The organism is Sphingobacterium hotanense (assembly GCF_008274825.1).
In the GTDB taxonomy this organism is placed as follows: Bacteria; Bacteroidota; Bacteroidia; order Sphingobacteriales; family Sphingobacteriaceae; genus Sphingobacterium; species Sphingobacterium hotanense.
The window spans coordinates 26,631-42,885 of record NZ_CP030848.1; the positions used below are offsets into that span (position 1 = coordinate 26,631).

Annotated in this window: 20 protein-coding genes; 12 read left to right on the plus strand and 8 right to left on the minus strand. The window is 40.6% G+C overall.

The genetic code is table 11. The features are described 5' to 3' along the window. Positions 1–92: 92 nt before the first annotated feature. The 4 genes from DSM08_RS00150 to DSM08_RS00165 are packed head-to-tail and all read right to left on the minus strand — an operon-like array spanning position 93 to position 2,389. On the minus strand, positions 93–791 hold the full coding sequence (locus DSM08_RS00150; RefSeq protein WP_149524228.1) for a pseudouridine synthase: 699 nt from the start codon (positions 789–791) through the stop codon (positions 93–95). Continuing rightward, positions 791–1,159, minus strand: a complete 369-nt coding sequence (locus DSM08_RS00155) for a hypothetical protein (RefSeq protein WP_149524229.1) — start codon at positions 1,157–1,159, stop codon at positions 791–793. Before DSM08_RS00155 ends, DSM08_RS00150 begins: the two co-directional genes overlap by 1 nt. Positions 1,160–1,181: 22 nt before the next feature. Then, positions 1,182–1,661, minus strand: coding sequence for a DUF4112 domain-containing protein (locus DSM08_RS00160; protein ID WP_149524230.1), 480 nt, complete (start codon positions 1,659–1,661; stop codon positions 1,182–1,184). Between the two features lie 2 nt (positions 1,662–1,663). Further along, positions 1,664–2,389 (minus strand): SIMPL domain-containing protein, encoded by a 726-nt coding sequence (locus tag DSM08_RS00165; protein WP_246172370.1) that lies wholly within the window; start codon positions 2,387–2,389, stop codon positions 1,664–1,666. 154 nt (positions 2,390–2,543) lie between these two features. On the opposite strand from DSM08_RS00165, the gene DSM08_RS00170 reads away from it, so the two are divergent. Next, positions 2,544–2,735, plus strand: coding sequence for a cold-shock protein (locus tag DSM08_RS00170; protein ID WP_149524232.1), 192 nt, complete (start codon positions 2,544–2,546; stop codon positions 2,733–2,735). 72 nt (positions 2,736–2,807) lie between these two features. Here the strand turns inward: DSM08_RS00170 and recO are convergent, their stop codons facing one another. Together recO and DSM08_RS00180 are read right to left on the minus strand one after the other, a co-directional pair. Further along, a complete protein-coding gene (recO, locus tag DSM08_RS00175; protein WP_149524233.1) occupies positions 2,808–3,524 on the minus strand; it encodes a DNA repair protein RecO in 717 nt (238 codons plus the stop codon). Positions 3,525–3,527: 3 nt separating this feature from the next. Next, positions 3,528–3,752, minus strand: coding sequence for a cytochrome b family protein (locus DSM08_RS00180; protein WP_149524234.1), 225 nt, complete (start codon positions 3,750–3,752; stop codon positions 3,528–3,530). A 207-nt stretch (positions 3,753–3,959) separates the two neighbouring features. Here DSM08_RS00180 and rpmB point away from each other — a divergent pair, with 207 nt between their 5' ends. From rpmB to DSM08_RS00220, 8 genes are all read left to right on the plus strand, one after another. Then, positions 3,960–4,193: a 50S ribosomal protein L28 gene (rpmB, locus tag DSM08_RS00185; protein ID WP_149524235.1), complete on the plus strand. Its 234-nt coding sequence runs from the start codon at positions 3,960–3,962 to the stop codon at positions 4,191–4,193. A gap of 76 nt (positions 4,194–4,269) precedes the next feature. Next, positions 4,270–4,452 (plus strand): 50S ribosomal protein L33, encoded by a 183-nt coding sequence (rpmG, locus tag DSM08_RS00190; RefSeq protein ID WP_002998409.1) that lies wholly within the window; start codon positions 4,270–4,272, stop codon positions 4,450–4,452. 39 nt (positions 4,453–4,491) lie between these two features. Next, positions 4,492–4,653 (plus strand): DUF4295 domain-containing protein, encoded by a 162-nt coding sequence (locus tag DSM08_RS00195; protein ID WP_149524236.1) that lies wholly within the window; start codon positions 4,492–4,494, stop codon positions 4,651–4,653. 142 nt (positions 4,654–4,795) lie between these two features. Further along, entirely contained in the window at positions 4,796–5,758 is a 963-nt protein-coding gene (gene ftsY / locus DSM08_RS00200) for a signal recognition particle-docking protein FtsY (protein WP_149524237.1), read from the plus strand. Positions 5,759–5,771: 13 nt separating this feature from the next. Continuing rightward, on the plus strand, positions 5,772–7,106 hold the full coding sequence (rimO, locus tag DSM08_RS00205; protein ID WP_149524238.1) for a 30S ribosomal protein S12 methylthiotransferase RimO: 1,335 nt from the start codon (positions 5,772–5,774) through the stop codon (positions 7,104–7,106). Between the two features lie 171 nt (positions 7,107–7,277). Continuing rightward, entirely contained in the window at positions 7,278–8,867 is a 1,590-nt protein-coding gene (gene bshC / locus DSM08_RS00210; protein ID WP_149524239.1) for a bacillithiol biosynthesis cysteine-adding enzyme BshC, read from the plus strand. After that, the gene (locus DSM08_RS00215) at positions 8,867–9,472 is read left to right on the plus strand and encodes a Crp/Fnr family transcriptional regulator (protein WP_149524240.1); all 606 of its coding nucleotides are present in this window, start codon (positions 8,867–8,869) and stop codon (positions 9,470–9,472) included. Before bshC ends, DSM08_RS00215 begins: the two co-directional genes overlap by 1 nt. A 69-nt stretch (positions 9,473–9,541) precedes the next feature. Further along, the gene (locus DSM08_RS00220; RefSeq protein WP_149524241.1) at positions 9,542–9,994 is read left to right on the plus strand and encodes a hypothetical protein; all 453 of its coding nucleotides are present in this window, start codon (positions 9,542–9,544) and stop codon (positions 9,992–9,994) included. Here DSM08_RS00220 and DSM08_RS19320 read toward each other — a convergent pair. Next, on the minus strand, positions 9,991–10,584 hold the full coding sequence (locus tag DSM08_RS19320) for an arginine deiminase-related protein (protein WP_149524242.1): 594 nt from the start codon (positions 10,582–10,584) through the stop codon (positions 9,991–9,993). The two genes, DSM08_RS00220 and DSM08_RS19320, sit on opposite strands and share 4 nt — an antisense overlap. Continuing rightward, the gene (locus tag DSM08_RS19325; RefSeq protein ID WP_149524243.1) at positions 10,581–10,913 is read right to left on the minus strand and encodes an arginine deiminase-related protein; all 333 of its coding nucleotides are present in this window, start codon (positions 10,911–10,913) and stop codon (positions 10,581–10,583) included. Before DSM08_RS19325 ends, DSM08_RS19320 begins: the two co-directional genes overlap by 4 nt. 527 nt (positions 10,914–11,440) lie before the next feature. Between DSM08_RS19325 and gcvP the strand changes: the two genes are divergently transcribed. The 3 genes from gcvP (at position 11,441) to DSM08_RS00245 (ending at position 16,222) form a co-directional block, all read left to right on the plus strand. Continuing rightward, entirely contained in the window at positions 11,441–14,314 is a 2,874-nt protein-coding gene (gene gcvP / locus DSM08_RS00235; RefSeq protein ID WP_149524244.1) for an aminomethyl-transferring glycine dehydrogenase, read from the plus strand. A gap of 295 nt (positions 14,315–14,609) precedes the next feature. Beyond that, complete coding sequence (locus tag DSM08_RS00240; protein ID WP_149524245.1) at positions 14,610–15,362, plus strand: 3-keto-disaccharide hydrolase; 753 nt, start codon at positions 14,610–14,612, stop codon at positions 15,360–15,362. Between the two features lie 35 nt (positions 15,363–15,397). Beyond that, positions 15,398–16,222 (plus strand): N-acetylmuramoyl-L-alanine amidase, encoded by an 825-nt coding sequence (locus DSM08_RS00245; protein WP_149524246.1) that lies wholly within the window; start codon positions 15,398–15,400, stop codon positions 16,220–16,222. The last annotated feature ends 33 nt before the right edge of the window (positions 16,223–16,255 follow it).

Here is a 16,255-nt window from a genome sequence, read left to right on the forward strand (position 1 = left end):
TTAAAATTAAATGTGTTTTAGTACTACAAAAATAGGTAATTAAACGACAAAAGAGACCTGATTTCCTAAATGTTAAGAAAATGGACAATCGATTACGTAAATCTGACTTGGTCCGAAATATTCAAAATGGTCAATGCTCTTTCGAATTCGGGTTGGAGTTTTGCATATATTTCAACTTGTTCGCCGGATCTAGGCTGTTTGAAGGATAAATGCGATGCATGCAGCAACATGCTGTCATGTGCAAAGGTCTCTTTCCAAAGTTTATTCTGCTTATTGCAGCCATGTGGCCGATCGCCTATGATGGGGTGCAATATGTGTGCAAAATGACGGCGGAGCTGGTGCATTCTTCCTGTCTGTGGCATCGCCTTCACAAGTGAATAGCGTGAGGTCGGGTGCTTCCCGAAAGGAAGATCTATTTCCGTATGCTGAAGGGTTTCAAAATGCGTAATGGCATCCTGCAAGGTTCCGTTGTCCTTCTTCAGAGGGTAATCGATGCTGTCTTTGAGTGGAGAAAATCCGCGAAGAACAGCCAAGTATTCTTTTTTAATCTGGTTGTTGGCAAAGGCCTGCTGAATCAGAGAGTCGGTTTCCTTGTTCATGGAGAACAGTAGTATTCCACCAGTTTTGCGATCCAGACGATGAGCGGGATAGACGGTCTTGCCAATTTGATCTCTCAACAATTGCAAAGCAAATTCAGAAGTATCTGCAGCGATGGATGAGCGGTGTACTAATAGGCCGTGCGGTTTATTGATAGCAATGAGGTCCTGATCTTCGTAGAGTATCTCCAGCATTATTGTTTCTTTAGTACGTCAATAAGCTCGTTCGCTTTCTCGTCAAGCTTTGGACTGATCCAGACCTTCCCGAAAGCCCCTCCTCCTACTGTAACCTTTTCTCCGTTCCAGTTTACTTCACATAGCGAAAAGAGATAATAGTTTTTGGTTTGCACATAGGTGTTGACAAACTCCTCTACAACGCGATCTCCAAAAAGCATCATTCCGAACTCTACAGCATCCTGATGTTCATATTGTAATTGTTTTTTTAAGATTTCCTTCGCCCGATCTCGCAGTTCGTCGTTTATTTCGTCTTTAGAAGGATTTGTCAATATAGCAATAAGCATAATTGCCACGCCCAACAAAGCGAAAAGTCTTGTTTTGCTCATAGCTACAAAAGTAAAGAAAAGTTTAGAAGATGAGATTAAACAACCAAACGCTTAAAGCGTACATCGCATAGATTAAAAGTGTGATGACGATAGCGAGAATAGAAACAATCAAAAAAATGATGTTCTTACCGCTTCCTTGATGTTTATTCTCATAGTAGTGCTCACGCAACAGTTTAATATTCTTATCGTTGGCTTTGTTAAAGAAGTCGAAGATATTCCCTAAGAGAGGTATTGAACCTAGAAGGGCATCCCAAGTGACGTTGAGCAGCATTTTGATGGCAATCTTACCACTTGCCCCATTTCGGTACATCACTGTAACCAATACCAAGGATATGATAAAAGTTGCGATTTGTCCGGCAAAGGGAATAAAGTTGAGGATTGGGTCCAATCCGAAGCGAAAGTTCCCAATACGGAAGCGACTATCCATTAATACAGATAGTCGCTCCACCCAAAGAAAATCTTTATTTATGCGCTCTATTTTAGAGCTATATTGGTTTTCCATTGTTATTTCAATTCAAATACTGCGTCGATATTGCAAGTCAGTTTGATCGGGCGAACATCAATATCAAGTCCACTCCCTCCTATTGCATCAGATTCAGCGTTTGCTGTTTTTGACATCGCCATATAAGCACGTGGCTGCGGCATCACATCATTCCAGCTGAAGCTGCTATTATCATTGATCATTAGCGATTTTCCAACAGTTTCACCGTCTGCTGCTGCTAGAATTTCCGCATTCACTCTGGCATCTTTAACCGCTGCTGTTTTTAACTCTTTCTCAATTGCTTTCTTCTGAGAATGATCGTAACCACTAATGTTGGTATTCTGTAGACCCTGCGAATCTACCTCATCCATCATCGCATTTAAGTTCTTCAAATCGGTTACTTTGATGCGATACTGACGCGACTGAAGTAATTCCGTGTTCTTTTTCTTACGATCAGCAGCATTATAGCTATAAATGTTTTGGATGGTGAAGTTTTCTTTTTTTACACCATATTTCATCGCTGCATCATAAAGTTGCTTTTCTAAGGTTTCTATAGCTACCTTTTTCTTCGCATTGCCATCTTGATAGTATTCCTTCAATGAAATTGAAAGGTAAATGATGTCTGGAGTGACTTCTTTTTCGGCAAAGCCGCGAGTTGCTACTCTTCTGCTATTTTCCATAGATACATTTTGTGCTTGAGCTGTTACCACCAATGCGATAAGCGCTAATATTGATAATATTTTTTTCATAATAACCGTATAATGCTTTTCTAATCTCAAAAATCTTTCCAAAAGATATACAGCATAGACAAGTGACTATTGAAAATGTTTAATCATATTATCCTAATATTTAGTTTTTATTTAGAAAATAATTGATACCTTTAAGAAATAATAAATTAATAACATGCAACAAGGAGTAGTAAAATTCTTTAATGAGGCCAAAGGTTTCGGTTTCATCATTCCAAATTCAGGCGAGAGCGAAATCTTCGTACACGTTTCTGGATTAATTGACAAAATTCGCGAGAAAGACGAAGTTTCTTACGAAGTTGAGCAAGGTCGTAAAGGCCTTAACGCGGTAAATGTAAAGCTTATCTAAGAGAATAGATTCAATATATATTTATTGTGTAAAAGCCCATCGATAATTTTCGATGGGCTTTTTTATGGCGTTTTAATTGAAGATTTCTTCCAGGATATACAGAGAATTGAGCTCTCCAAAGTTTTCAGTATGAAGACGATAATAATCGACGAGCTTCTGTAGAAGATAGCTCCTATCCTCCCTTTTCAGCTTCACGTTGTTACAATTGCTGAATGAACAATTGACTAATTCTCTTAGGTATGAACTGTAAGGCTCTTGCAGTGTATAGACGTGTGCCGGAAGGATGCTCACAAATCTTCCTTCTAATAAGTCGAAATATGGAAGATTGCTCAAAGAAGGTTTAAAACCAAGGTAATGCGAGAGTTTTAGCAGGAAAATGAGATGATAGTTAGCCAAACCTTCTTCGGTCTCATCAAGCCATATAATAGCGTTTTCCAAAAAATCGAAAAGCTGTTTATCCGGGGACTGGTGCCTCAGAACTTTGTAAAGCACTTCGTTCAAAAATAAGGCGATAGAACTTTTAACAATATCCAACGGGATCTGTTTCAATACAGGAAGATGTTGTGCTTCTTTGATTCGCTGCAGATTGTTGTTCTCTTTATTATAAACGACGAGCTCCAGCAAATGGAATGGCTGCAGCATGTTTACCGAAATTTTTGCCTTTGGTTTTCGCGCCCCGTTAATTAAGTAGGATTGCAATCCGAAAGCCTGCGTATAGATTTGTGCAACAACACTGCTTTCCGAATAATTGGTTACTTTGAGCGTAATTCCTTTGGTTTGGTGCAACATGATTTATTTCTCTTGTTGCTCTTTCCGATCATCGATGAGTGTTTTTCTATCGATTTTCCTAAAGATGCGGTACATTAATGCAACGAACCCTATTCCAAAGAAAATAACACCTAATGTCATCAACAGCTTATACCAATTATTCTCGTTTTCCATGAGCGTGTATCCTAAGAACACGCATATAATCCCCGCCGTTAAAAAGACGATTCCCCTTAAAAGATATTTGTTCATTGTGAATTGTTGAAAACTATTGTGATATTCGCTTCGCGATATTTAATGCAAAATACAGTATTTTTGCTGACTTCCACAGCAGTCTTCGATTATTTTAAAAATAATTCCTGAAATAATATTGTATTTCCCAAAAGAAATATAGATATTTGCACACTCGTTTCTAAGGGAACGTATTTTTAACAAGAACAACAATAAAAATCGAATATCATGTCAAGAATTTGTGATTTAACAGGCAAGACGGCATTAAAAGGAAATAACGTATCACACTCGAACGTTAAAACTAAGCGTAAATTCTATCCTAATTTACAGACCAAACGTTTTTACATTCCAGAAGAAGATCGTTGGATTACGTTGAAAGTTTCTACTTCAGCAATCAAAACGATCAACAAAAACGGAATTACAGCAGCAATCGATAAATTTATCAAACAAGGTCATATTTAATAGATAGACCGCCTGTTGTATCAACATTAAATAGAATCATGAAATTCACCCGTGAGGGTATAAATAAAGTAAAACAATGGCAAAAAAGGGAAATAGAGTACAAGTTATCTTAGAATGTACTGAACACAAAGAAAGTGGTCTTCCGGGAATGTCTCGCTATATCACTACTAAGAACAAGAAAAACACTACTGAGCGTTTAGAGTTGAAAAAATTCAACCCAGTATTGAGAAAAGTAACAGTTCACAAAGAAATTAAGTAAAAAACAAGGATTCCTCGGAGTCTATAAAAATATTATACCATGGCAAAGAAGGCAGTTGCATCATTACAAAAAGGTGGTGGTAAAGAATATACTAAAGTAGTTCTTACTACTAAATCTGCAAAAACAGGCGCATATACTTTCAAAGAGAGTATGGTTCACAACGACAAAGTAAAAGAAGTTGTTGCTGCGGCTACTAAATAAGCAGTAAGATATTCCTTTTTTTTAAAGTTTTTCTTTAAAAATCTTATAAACAGCCGTTTTGGTAGTACCAAAAGGGCTTTTTTAGTATTTCCGTTTTCAGTATCTTTGAACGAAAAGCAACGACATATTATACATTTACATCATGGGATTATTTGATTTTTTTAAAAAGAAGCAGGAAACTCCTGAGGCGCAGGAAGCACTCAACAAGGGCTTAGAGAAGACGAAAGAGGGATTCTTTGCGAAAATTACCAAAGCGGTTGTTGGAAAATCAACCATCGATGATGATGTATTGGATAATCTTGAAGAAGTTTTAGTAACCTCTGATGTAGGTGTAACAACGACGCTAAAGATTGTTGATCGTATTCAGAAGCGTGTTGCTCAAGACAAATACGTTACTACTGATGATCTGAACGGCTTATTAAAAGACGAAATCCAAGGTTTACTTGCCGAGAACAACAGCAATGATTTCGAGACCTTCGAATATGGTAATCAAAAGCCCTATGTTATTATGGTCGTTGGGGTAAATGGTGTCGGGAAGACAACGACAATCGGAAAGCTTGCACATCAGTTAAAAGAAGCCGGCAATAAGGTTGTTTTAGGTGCAGCAGATACGTTCCGCGCTGCTGCTGTTGATCAGATACAGTTGTGGGGCGATAGAGTAGGTGTTCGTGTTGTGGCACAGCCCATGGGTTCGGATCCTGCATCAGTTGCTTTCGATACGGTTAAGTCTGCGGTTGCAAATGGCGATGATGTTGCTATTATCGATACGGCAGGACGTCTCCATAATAAGGTTGGCTTAATGAACGAGCTAACGAAGATCAAAAATGTCATGCAGAAGGTCATCCCAGATGCCCCGCATGAAATATTATTGGTATTAGACGCTTCCACGGGCCAGAATGCTATTGAGCAGGCGACGCAGTTTACACAAGCAACGGATGTGAATGCATTAGCATTGACCAAGCTTGATGGTACAGCGAAGGGCGGTGTGGTTATCGGGATATCCGATCAATTCAAAATTCCTGTAAAGTACATTGGAGTAGGAGAGAAGATTGGTGATTTACAGTTATTTAACAAAAAACACTTCGTAGACTCACTATTCCAGTAGTCTACACATTCATATGAGAACAAAAACAAGAAATGCAGCTCCGGTAGTAGCAAAGCCACGTGTGAATGTGGTTACTTTGGGCTGTTCTAAAAATATTCACGATAGCGAGGTTTTAATGGGACAATTGAAAGGCAACCAAATGGATGTCGTTCATGAAGCCAATAATATCCAAGCGAATGATATCGTCGTGATCAATACCTGTGGATTTATTGATAATGCGAAACAGGAGTCTATTGATACCATCCTTCAATTTTCTGAGTTAAAAGATCAAGGCAAGGTCAATAAGGTGATTGTTACAGGCTGTTTGTCGGAGCGATATAAGCCCGAACTAGAAGCTGAGATTCCGAATGTTGATGCTTTCTTCGGTACCAACGATCTTCCGGATCTGCTTTCAACAATTGGTGCGGATTACCGTCATGAGTTGTTGGGCGAGCGTTTATTGACCACACCCTCACATTTCTCATATTTTAAGATTGCAGAAGGTTGTAACAGACCTTGCTCATTCTGTGCTATTCCTTTGATGCGCGGGAAACACGTTTCCAAGTCTATCGATGACTTAGTGAAAGAAGCGAAATTCTTAGCATCGAATGGCACAAAAGAATTGATACTCATTGCGCAGGATTTAACCTATTACGGTCTAGATATCTACGGCAAGCGTAATCTTTCTGATCTATTGCGTCATTTATCGGATGTAAATGGTATCGAGTGGATTCGTTTGCAATATGCGTATCCCTCTGGTTTTCCGATGGACATCCTCGATGCGATGAATGAGCGCTCCAATATTTGTAACTACTTGGATATGCCGCTACAGCATATCAGCGATAATATGCTAACCTCTATGCGTAGAGGAACCAGCAAGCAAAAGCAAATTGATTTAGTAAACAAGATCCGCGATAAAGTGCCTGATATCGCTTTGCGTACGACTTTGATCTGCGGTTACCCGGGAGAAACTGAACAAGATTTCAATGAGATGTTAGAGTGGGTTGAAGAAACCCGTTTCGACAGATTGGGCTGTTTTACTTATTCTCATGAGGAGAAAACGCATGCACATTCTTTAGAAGACAATGTCCCTGAAGAAGTGAAACAAGAGCGCGTAGATCAGATTATGGAGGTTCAGCAAGGGATATCCTATGATATCAACCAGACCAAAATCGGCAATACCTATAAAGTGCTGGTGGATCGTGTGGATGGAGATTACTTCATCGGAAGAACGGAGTATGACTCGCCTGAGGTGGACAACGAAGTGGTATTGGATGCTAAAACAAACTATGCTCGTATCGGAGATTTTGTACAGGTGAAAGTAGACCGTGCAGAAGACTTCGATTTATATGGAAGTATTGTCAAATAAAAGGAACAATAACCCCTAAACCACATCCTTTTCTTACTTTTAGTGATCGGTCGGTTAATTCCGACCATCGAGAACTTTCATAACTGTTGGTCAATCAGCGGAATCATGAAAGTTTTTTTGTAATTTGAATCCTTCTATCTTTTACATTTGAAGCAATATTACTCTAGCTAGATGAAAGCCACATACATAGACTATAGCGACACAGGAAGTTTTTCTAAAACCTTATTAGCATATCTGTCAAAGCAGCCAGATTTAGCCTCTTATTACGGTCATTTTCCAGATCTTGATGGTTTTAAGAAGCAAATTGAGGCGCAGAAGAAGTTCCAACATCGTGAACTGCTAGTCGATCAATTAAAAGATCAATATGCCGAGCTTTTAGCTAGTTCTCCGGAGGTTGCCGAAAATCTAGAGCGGTTAAAAAGCAATAATACATTTACGGTTACCACCGGTCATCAGTTAAATATATTCACCGGCCCCTTATACTTCATTTTTAAGATCGTGACGGCTATAAAGCTCGCGCAGGACCTAAAGGAACGCTTTCCTGAGCAGGATTTTGTGCCCGTTTATTGGATGGCGACTGAAGATCATGATTTTGCGGAAATCAACAACACACGTGTTTACGGAAAGAAGATTGTTTGGGAAGAGGAGGGGATTTCTGCGACCGGCCGAATGAAAACCGACAGCATGGCCGATGTGGTGAAGCAGTATTGCAATACCTTCGGTTTATCGGATAATTCGACGAAACTGACCGAGCTGGTGGAGGAGGCCTATCTTTCCGGATTAAATCTTGCTGATGCTACTCGCAAGTTTGTCAATTCGCTGTTTAAAGCCTATGGTCTTGTTATCATTGATGCCGATAGGGCAGCGCTGAAAAAGGTTTTTGCTCCAATTATTGAGAAAGATATACTTGAAGAAAATAGCTGGAAACATATCGAAGCAACCTCCAAATCATTAGAGGAAGCGGGATTTAATGCCCAAGTGCATGCCCGCGAAATCAACTTCTTTTATCTCACTGATGAATTCAGAGAACGTATCGTTCGCCTAGAAGACGGTCGTTTTGAAGTGCTACATCAGAATATCTTCTTTACCGAAGAGGAGATAAAGCAAGAAATCAAGAAACATCCAGAACGTTTCAGTCCGAACGTGGTGATGCGGCCTCTCTATCAAGAACTCATCCTTCCTAATCTGGCATACATCGGCGGGGGAGCCGAGATCGTGTATTGGCTGCAGCTGAAGGCAAATTTCGACCATTATAAAACGCAGTTTCCAATCCTTGTTCCACGTAATTCAGCGTTAATTACGGATGATAGTGTTGCTGGCAAGGTTTTCCGTCTGGACTTTACCTTCAAAAGTATTTTCAAACCTGTCAATACCCTTAAAAACGAGTATGTCCGTCGGAAGACAAAGCATCGACTGAATCTTCAAGACGAGTGGATGGAATTGAATGCAATATTTGGCAAAATTAAGCTCCGTGCGCATAAGATCGACCCAAGTTTAGGTCCAAGTACCGACGCCGTAAAAGCACGCCTTAAAAAGGCGGTAAACAACTTAGAGAAGAAATTGTTAAAAGCAGAGAAAAGGAACCACGAGGATGCACTCATTCAAATAGGACGGGTTAAAGATAAATTGTTCCCGAATGGCGGTCTGCAAGAGCGTACCGAGAATTTCGCTGTGCTTTATATCAAATACGGAGATGAATTGTTCAACGATTTGTTGAAGAATTTCCAACCCTTAGCTTTTAAATTTAGTGTGCTTTACTAATGATAACTTCTGAAGAACTAATCAAGTCTAATTTCTACTCGTATTACACCGCGAAAACTGGACTTACGCTGTCGGATTTCGAAAGCCTAAGCCCGCTATTCGACTTTCGCGAAGTAGACCATAATCAGCTTATTATGCGTGCCGGCGAGGTTTGCAAGCATATCCTATTTGTCGAAAAAGGATTATTGCAGCTGTTCAGCCTTGATGAAAAAGGAGGCGAGCATATTATGCAGTTTGCACCAGAAAATTGGTTGATGATGGATAGATCCAGTATGTTCTTCAACGAACCATCAAACTACTATATCAAAGCATTGGAGCCTTCCACGGTTGTATTCATTCAGCCTCAATTTCTAGAAGAGGCAGGAAAGATCAATCATGAGTTTACCTGCTTTACAGAAACTTCCTTACAACGCAATATATACTTCCTACAACGTAGAATAAACTCCCTGTTAGCCATGTCGGCTAAAGAAAGATACTTAGAATTCATTGCCATGTACCCGCAGTTGCTGCTGCGTGTTCCGCAATGGATGATCGCTTCGTATTTGGGTATAACTCCAGAAAGCCTCAGCAGAGTGAGACGAGAGATTGCGAAAGATTCTTTCTAGTCCACTTAAATTATTTGCGTAAAAATCTATCTTTGTTAATTATTGCTAATCACTACATTATAAACATTTATGATAAGACCGATTTTTTTCCTTTTTATCGCTTTAGTTAGTCTAGTTTCTTGTAATGACGAAAAGATAGATCCAGTTGGATTGCGTATGGATGTTGATTTGCTTCAAGGTAAATGTGGGCTGATCAAAATGCAGATCAAGAAAGATCATATGATACAGGATTTCCGCGGAAACAAATGTGATCCGAATATAACAAGCGAATATTATACCCTATTTCCGGAGGAGCGCTATGAAGAACTAATCGGTTTAATCGAGGAGCTCGATCTAATGTCCTTGCGCAAACGCGACTGTAATAGTTGCAGCGATGGTAAAGATATTGCCGTTAAAATAAACTATAAAGGGAATACGAATCACTTCACGATAGGCTTAGATCCTGAAGCAGATGCTAATGGAAAATATAAAAAGTTCGTCGAGTTTGTGACGTTTTATATGATTTTTGAGTCTGAAGTTTAATAATTTTTGTAAAAGACGTCGGCGATCATACATCTCGCACTTCCGCCACCAAACTTTTCAATATTATAGAGTGGCGCATGCAACAGCATCCCGTGTCTGCTTAATATGATTTTTTGGCTTGTCGTCAGGCTGTCGAAAGCGCGCGTGCTCATACAGATAAAAGGGTGCCCCTTCTTATTCTTTATCTCGACCATATTTCCGGCAAACTGATGCATTTGCTCCATACTGATCGTTATTATTTCTTTATTCGTCTTGATAAGCCGTTGTTCAATCTTGATTCTAGCATCTATGTCAGGAATGAAATCCCAACATATAACACAGAAATGGATACCTAATGACATCATCCTATTGCTGTGGAATATCGGCTTTAGCTGGGCGTCGAATTGATGGAATGATTGAAAGATAACAGGTTCGTAGCCATGGTCGTTACAAAAGATTATGGCTAGGTTCTCATGCGATCGATCGGATAGAGAGATGTAGGCAATACGATGCACCCGATCCAGAATCAATGCACCATTCCCTTCCAAGAAGAGCTCGCTTTCTTCATAAACGCTGTAATCATTCAATTTCTCAAATTCGAAGCCTTTCATTTAAGCTGACCCAGATAGTTCAGATTGCGCTCGCGTCGCCTATTATAGGCAAACATGGGGTAGAGGGTCGCGCCATCCCCGTGGAAAGAAACGACATGATTTGGAAAGATACTATCGGGCGTTTGATGTTTTCCATTGTTTTGGATTACAATGGTCCGAATTCCTGCATGTTGCAGCAGGGATGCAAAATTGTCGAACTCGGAAGTAGCAGTTTGATTGATCTTTCTAGGAGGTATTTCCTCGCTCTGGAAGTAGTTATTGATCGCGGTTTCTTCGTTTTTCCTAAATAAATAGGGACGAACTAATAAAATCGTATCAGTGGTTTGCATGGTTTTTCTCTCTTGAATTGTAGGTGATTGTCCCAGGACTAAAACAGCAAAGAAATTATATCTAATTAATGGAATAAAAAATATTACAAATATTTAATATATAAATTTTGTCAGTTAAAGGAATTCGTGATTTGTTTAATAATATGTATTGAAAAGAGGAAAAACACCATCATTGCTTAGCGTTTTGATAATTGCTAAACCGCTGATGTTTAAGATGTTCAGCGATCAGTAGGGTGGAAGCTCTCCTTTTTTACAAATGCATGTGAAACATCTAGATTTTCAGATATAATACCTTCCCTTCGGTTACACTACTTTATTTGAAACAATACCCGAATCTTATTACCTAAATTTTAAAAAAATGTGCAATCGATTGATGTGTTAATAAATGTTTTTGCGGCTACGGGTAGGGCAAAAATTACCCATAAAAAGCGTATCTTTGCGCATCTAAATTTTTTATAGCGAAAGTATCTTAAAGAAATTGGATAACAGAACGTTAAACATTGTAAATTTTGCAATCCCATCGTAAAATGAGTAACATAAATTACCAAGAGAAATTCCAGGATCGCCACAACGGTCCTAGCGCTTCGCAAGTAGAGGAAATGTTGACTGTACTTGGCGTTAGCTCCTTAGACGAACTAATCGAGCAAACCGTACCTGCGCAAATCCGTAAAAAAGAACCTTTAAAGTTGCCTGCAGCATTAAGCGAGGTTGCTTACCTTGAAAAGGTTGCTCAAATCGCTGAAAAAAACAAAGTATTCAAATCTTATATCGGTCAGGGATATTTCGATGTAATCTTACCTGGCGTTATTCAACGTAACGTATTCGAGAATCCAGGATGGTACACACAGTACACGCCTTACCAAGCTGAAATCGCACAGGGTCGTCTTCAAGCCTTATTGAACTTCCAAACGATGGTTTCTGACTTAACGGGCTTAGAAGTAGCGAATGCATCATTATTGGATGAAGCTACTGCTGCTGCTGAGGCGATGTTTATGCTATACAGCACGCGCAAAAACAAAGATGCTCATACATTCCTAGTAACCCCGAATATCTACCCGCAAACACTGGATGTATTGCAAACTAGAGCGGTGCCATTTGGTGTAGAGATCCGTGTGGCAGACTTAACTGTTGAAAACTTAGCAGACGATGTATTCGCAGCGTTTATCCAATATCCTGCTGCTGATGGTTCTGTAAATGAATACAAAGAGTTCACGGCTTATGCTCATGATAAAAATATCACAATCTGTGTTGCTACAGATTTAATGGCTTTAGCTTTATTAACGCCTCCAGGAGAATGGGGAGCAGACGTTGTTGTGGGTAACTCACAGCGTTTCGGCGTACCGATGGGCTTTGGTGGTCCTCACGCAGCGTTCTTCGCAACAAAAGACGCCTACAAACGTAATATCCCAGGTCGTATCATCGGTGTAACTTCCGATTCGAACGGTGAATATGCATTGCGTATGGCGCTTCAAACTCGTGAGCAACACATCCGTAGAGATAAAGCTTCTTCTAATATCTGTACTGCGCAAGCATTACTAGCTATTATGGCTTCTTTCTACGCGGTTTACCACGGTCCAAAAGGGATTAAAAACATCGCTTTACGTATCAATGATCTAACTAAACTTGCTGATAAAGCAATCCAAGCCTTAGGTTACAAACAATTAAATGCGACTTACTTCGATACTTTACGTTTCGAAGTCGATAAAGAACTTAGCCCATTGAAGTCTGAAGCTTTGAATCAAGAGCTTAACTTTTACTACGCTGATAATACCGTAGGAATCTCTATCGATGAGACTACGACACTAGCAGATATCGAAACTATCGTGAAAGTATTCGCGAAGATCAAAGGTAAATCTGTAAATGATGTTGATCTATCTGGTTTCACCAAAGAATTAGGAAACTCTATTCCAGAGGAATTAGAGCGCGCTTCTGATTACTTAACACACCCTGTTTTCAATAGCTACCACTCTGAAAGCGAGATGTTGCGTTACATCAAATCGTTAGAAGCAAAAGATCTTTCACTTTGTCATTCGATGATTCCTTTAGGATCATGTACGATGAAGTTGAACGCGACAACCGAGATGGTACCTGTTACTTGGGCTCGTTTCGGCGGATTACATCCATTCGCTCCTGCAGACCAAACAACAGGATACATGCAATTGATCAACGAATTGAACGATTGGTTGTGTGAAATCACTGGATTCGCTAAAATGTCGTTCCAACCGAACTCTGGTGCACAGGGTGAATACGCAGGATTAATGGTTATCCGTGCTTATCATCACAGCCGTGGAGATTTGAATAGAGATATCTGTTTAATCCCGGCTTCTGCACACGGAACAAACCCGGCTTCGGCATCTATGGCAGGCTTGAAAGTGGTTGTTGTGAAATGTGACGAGCGCGGAAACATCGATGTGGAAGACTTAAGAGCAAAAGCAACGGAGCATTCGGCAAACTTAAACTCGCTAATGGTAACTTATCCATCTACGCACGGAGTATTCGAAGAGCCGATTGTTGAGATCTGTAATATCATCCACGAAAATGGTGGTCAAGTATATATGGACGGTGCGAACATGAACGCACAGGTAGGTTTAACAAGCCCAGGATATATTGGTGCTGACGTTTGTCACTTAAACTTACACAAAACATTCTGTATCCCTCACGGTGGTGGTGGTCCTGGTATGGGTCCAATCGGCGTAGCGGCACACTTAGTACCTTTCTTACCTAACCACGAAGTCGTGGAAATCTCTGGCGAAGAGGGTATCTCAGCTGTATCTGCAGCACCTTTCGGTTCAGCATCTATCTTAGTAATCTCCCACGCATACATCGCAATGATGGGTGGCGAAGGATTAACCGATGCTACGAAAACTGCCATCTTAAATGCTAACTACATTAAAGCACGCTTAGAGTCGCACTACCCGGTATTATACGCTGGTGCTAACGGACGTTGTGCACACGAGATGATCTTAGATTGTCGTGGTTTCAAAAACGTAGGAATCGAAGTTGCAGATATCGCAAAACGTTTGATGGACTACGGTTTCCACGCTCCAACTGTGTCATTCCCTGTTGCTGGTACCTTAATGGTTGAGCCTACAGAGTCTGAGTCTAAAGCAGAGTTAGATCGTTTCTGCGAAGCATTAATCGCTATCCGCCAAGAAATCGCTGCTGTAGAAAATGGCGAGGTTGACCAAAAAGATAACGTATTGAAACATGCGCCACATACGGCACGCGTAGTAACTGCAGACGAGTGGGATAGACCTTACTCGCGTCAAAAAGCAGCTTACCCTGTTGAATACTTAAGAATCAATAAATTCTGGCCTTCCGTAGGTCGTGTAAACGACTCACAAGGCGATAGAACGTTAATCTGTTCTTGTCCTCCAATCGAAGCTTACGCAGAAGCGTAGGTAGCGATTAGATGTGAGATTTTAGATATTAGACCTTGCGTCTGTTAAAGAGCTGCTCCTATTGGGGCAGCTTTTTTTTGTTTTTAGAGGGGGCTCTTTCCTAGTTCAACAACACATCCCGCATTCCTAATACCCGCTACACAGTTCCTTTTACTTAAAGCCCTTTTATACCCCTTTCAAACCCAATACAAACCCCAATCATAACCGCTTTTGAAGTGCTTTACATTGGGTCTACATTGGGTTTGATTTAGTTGTCAGCAAATCCTTATCTTAGGGATACTTAAAACCTACTGATATGAAGAGACTAAACCTATTGGGCGCAACGTTATTTCTAATGTTTATGGCTTTTTCCTTGGGAGCAAGTTCACAGAAAAAGCTTTTCACCTTTGGTGTGGAGAAAAGTTTTGATGAATCTATCGTCAATCCCAAGGCAAAAGGAAAGCCGATACAGTGGATTGATGTAAACACTTCGGATACGACCTGGATACCCAAAGGGAAGGTTTTGGTGAACAAGGGCAATCCAATTGGAGTGATCCGCTCAGAGAAAATGTATGAGAATTTTATCATCCATGTGGAATGGCGACATTTGGAAAAAGGAGGTAATTCAGGGGTATTTGTATGGTCGGATGCGGTTCCTGGGAAGAATGACCTGCCGATGGGCATGGAAGTACAGATGTTAGAGCTCGATTGGGTGAATCAGAATACAAGGGACGGTGTTACACCGCCGATTGCCTACGTGCATGGGGAATTGTTTGGTGCCGGAGGAATGACCGCATCACCGGATAATCCTCGTGGAGACCGCAGTAAGTCGATCGAGAATCGCTGTTTGGGAGTTGGGGAATGGAACAAGTATACTGTTGTTTGTATTGATGGCACCGTAAAATTGGCTATAAATGGTAAATTTGTCAATAGCATCCGCTTGGCTTCAAAGCGAAAAGGTTATGTTTGCCTGGAAGCGGAAGGCGCGCTGATGGAGTTTCGGAATTTTCAGCTGATCGAGCTGGAACCGGGAGTTGGGCGGCCTGAATTTGTGGTTGATGCTCTGTAAGGGGTGTTTGCTTTTGGTTAAATGAGATAGAGAAAATGATTAGAAACGTATTTACATATTTGGTTATTGCGGCATTGGCGACCTCTTGCGGAGGTGGTAAATATGCCGCAACGGAGAAAGTTTATAAGAAAAAAGCAAAGGAATTTTCGGAAATCTACAAGGAAGCGCCCGTAGAAGGTCAGCTAGCGAAGATTGGTGCTGATCAAAAGGCGTGGATTGGTTCTACTAACTTTGGGATGCGGAAGCCTAATTACGTGATGATCCATCATACGGCACAAGCGTCGCTAGATCAGACGGTGAAGACTTTCCATAATCAAAAGGTTGGCGTTAGCTCGCATTATGTAATTGGTCGGGATGGCAAGATCGTGCAGATGGTGAACGATTATTTCAGAGCCCACCACGCCGGAGCCGGCAAATGGGGCAATGATACAGACTTAAATTCATCTTCGATCGGTATCGAGCTTGACAATAATGGTACTACCGATCCATGGCCAGATGCTCAAATACAGGCTTTGGTGAAGTTGCTGCAACAGCTAAAGACTTCGTACAATATCCCGCAAGGCAATTTCATAGGACATATGGACTATGCGCCGACGCGTAAGAGTGATCCGTCTCGCTTCCCTTGGAAAACCCTCGCCGACCAAGGTTTCGGATACTGGTATGAGCAACCGCTGGAAGAAGTCCCGGCAAACTTTGATGTCAAAATAGCACTGCGCATCATCGGTTTCGACGTAAAAAACCTAGATGCAGCCATCAAAGGTTTCAAATATCATTATATACAAGAAAATCCAAATGTCGCAACATTAAACGAGCATGAAAAGCGGATTTTGTATGCGATATTTAAGAAATATTTGGATTAGAAATTAGATGTAAGATATTAGAGTAAGGCGCCT

What these genes read in the sequence shown, in the direction of transcription:
- DSM08_RS00245 (WP_149524246.1), top strand. Translation starts at nt 15,398, where the DNA reads ATGATTAGAAACGTATTTACATATTTGGTTATTGCGGCATTGGCGACC.
- DSM08_RS00160 (WP_149524230.1), bottom strand. Translation starts at nt 1,661, where the DNA reads ATGGAAAACCAATATAGCTCTAAAATAGAGCGCATAAATAAAGATTTT.
- rpmB (WP_149524235.1), top strand. Translation starts at nt 3,960, where the DNA reads ATGTCAAGAATTTGTGATTTAACAGGCAAGACGGCATTAAAAGGAAAT.
- ftsY (WP_149524237.1), top strand. Translation starts at nt 4,796, where the DNA reads ATGGGATTATTTGATTTTTTTAAAAAGAAGCAGGAAACTCCTGAGGCG.
- DSM08_RS19325 (WP_149524243.1), bottom strand. Translation starts at nt 10,913, where the DNA reads ATGCAAACCACTGATACGATTTTATTAGTTCGTCCCTATTTATTTAGG.
- DSM08_RS00170 (WP_149524232.1), top strand. Translation starts at nt 2,544, where the DNA reads ATGCAACAAGGAGTAGTAAAATTCTTTAATGAGGCCAAAGGTTTCGGT.
- DSM08_RS00155 (WP_149524229.1), bottom strand. Translation starts at nt 1,159, where the DNA reads ATGAGCAAAACAAGACTTTTCGCTTTGTTGGGCGTGGCAATTATGCTT.
- DSM08_RS00195 (WP_149524236.1), top strand. Translation starts at nt 4,492, where the DNA reads ATGGCAAAGAAGGCAGTTGCATCATTACAAAAAGGTGGTGGTAAAGAA.
- DSM08_RS00240 (WP_149524245.1), top strand. Translation starts at nt 14,610, where the DNA reads ATGAAGAGACTAAACCTATTGGGCGCAACGTTATTTCTAATGTTTATG.
- DSM08_RS00150 (WP_149524228.1), bottom strand. Translation starts at nt 791, where the DNA reads ATGCTGGAGATACTCTACGAAGATCAGGACCTCATTGCTATCAATAAA.
- DSM08_RS00215 (WP_149524240.1), top strand. Translation starts at nt 8,867, where the DNA reads ATGATAACTTCTGAAGAACTAATCAAGTCTAATTTCTACTCGTATTAC.
- recO (WP_149524233.1), bottom strand. Translation starts at nt 3,524, where the DNA reads ATGTTGCACCAAACCAAAGGAATTACGCTCAAAGTAACCAATTATTCG.
- gcvP (WP_149524244.1), top strand. Translation starts at nt 11,441, where the DNA reads ATGAGTAACATAAATTACCAAGAGAAATTCCAGGATCGCCACAACGGT.
- DSM08_RS00220 (WP_149524241.1), top strand. Translation starts at nt 9,542, where the DNA reads ATGATAAGACCGATTTTTTTCCTTTTTATCGCTTTAGTTAGTCTAGTT.
- rpmG (WP_002998409.1), top strand. Translation starts at nt 4,270, where the DNA reads ATGGCAAAAAAGGGAAATAGAGTACAAGTTATCTTAGAATGTACTGAA.
- bshC (WP_149524239.1), top strand. Translation starts at nt 7,278, where the DNA reads ATGAAAGCCACATACATAGACTATAGCGACACAGGAAGTTTTTCTAAA.
- DSM08_RS19320 (WP_149524242.1), bottom strand. Translation starts at nt 10,584, where the DNA reads ATGAAAGGCTTCGAATTTGAGAAATTGAATGATTACAGCGTTTATGAA.
- rimO (WP_149524238.1), top strand. Translation starts at nt 5,772, where the DNA reads ATGAGAACAAAAACAAGAAATGCAGCTCCGGTAGTAGCAAAGCCACGT.
- DSM08_RS00165 (WP_246172370.1), bottom strand. Translation starts at nt 2,389, where the DNA reads ATGAAAAAAATATTATCAATATTAGCGCTTATCGCATTGGTGGTAACA.
- DSM08_RS00180 (WP_149524234.1), bottom strand. Translation starts at nt 3,752, where the DNA reads ATGAACAAATATCTTTTAAGGGGAATCGTCTTTTTAACGGCGGGGATT.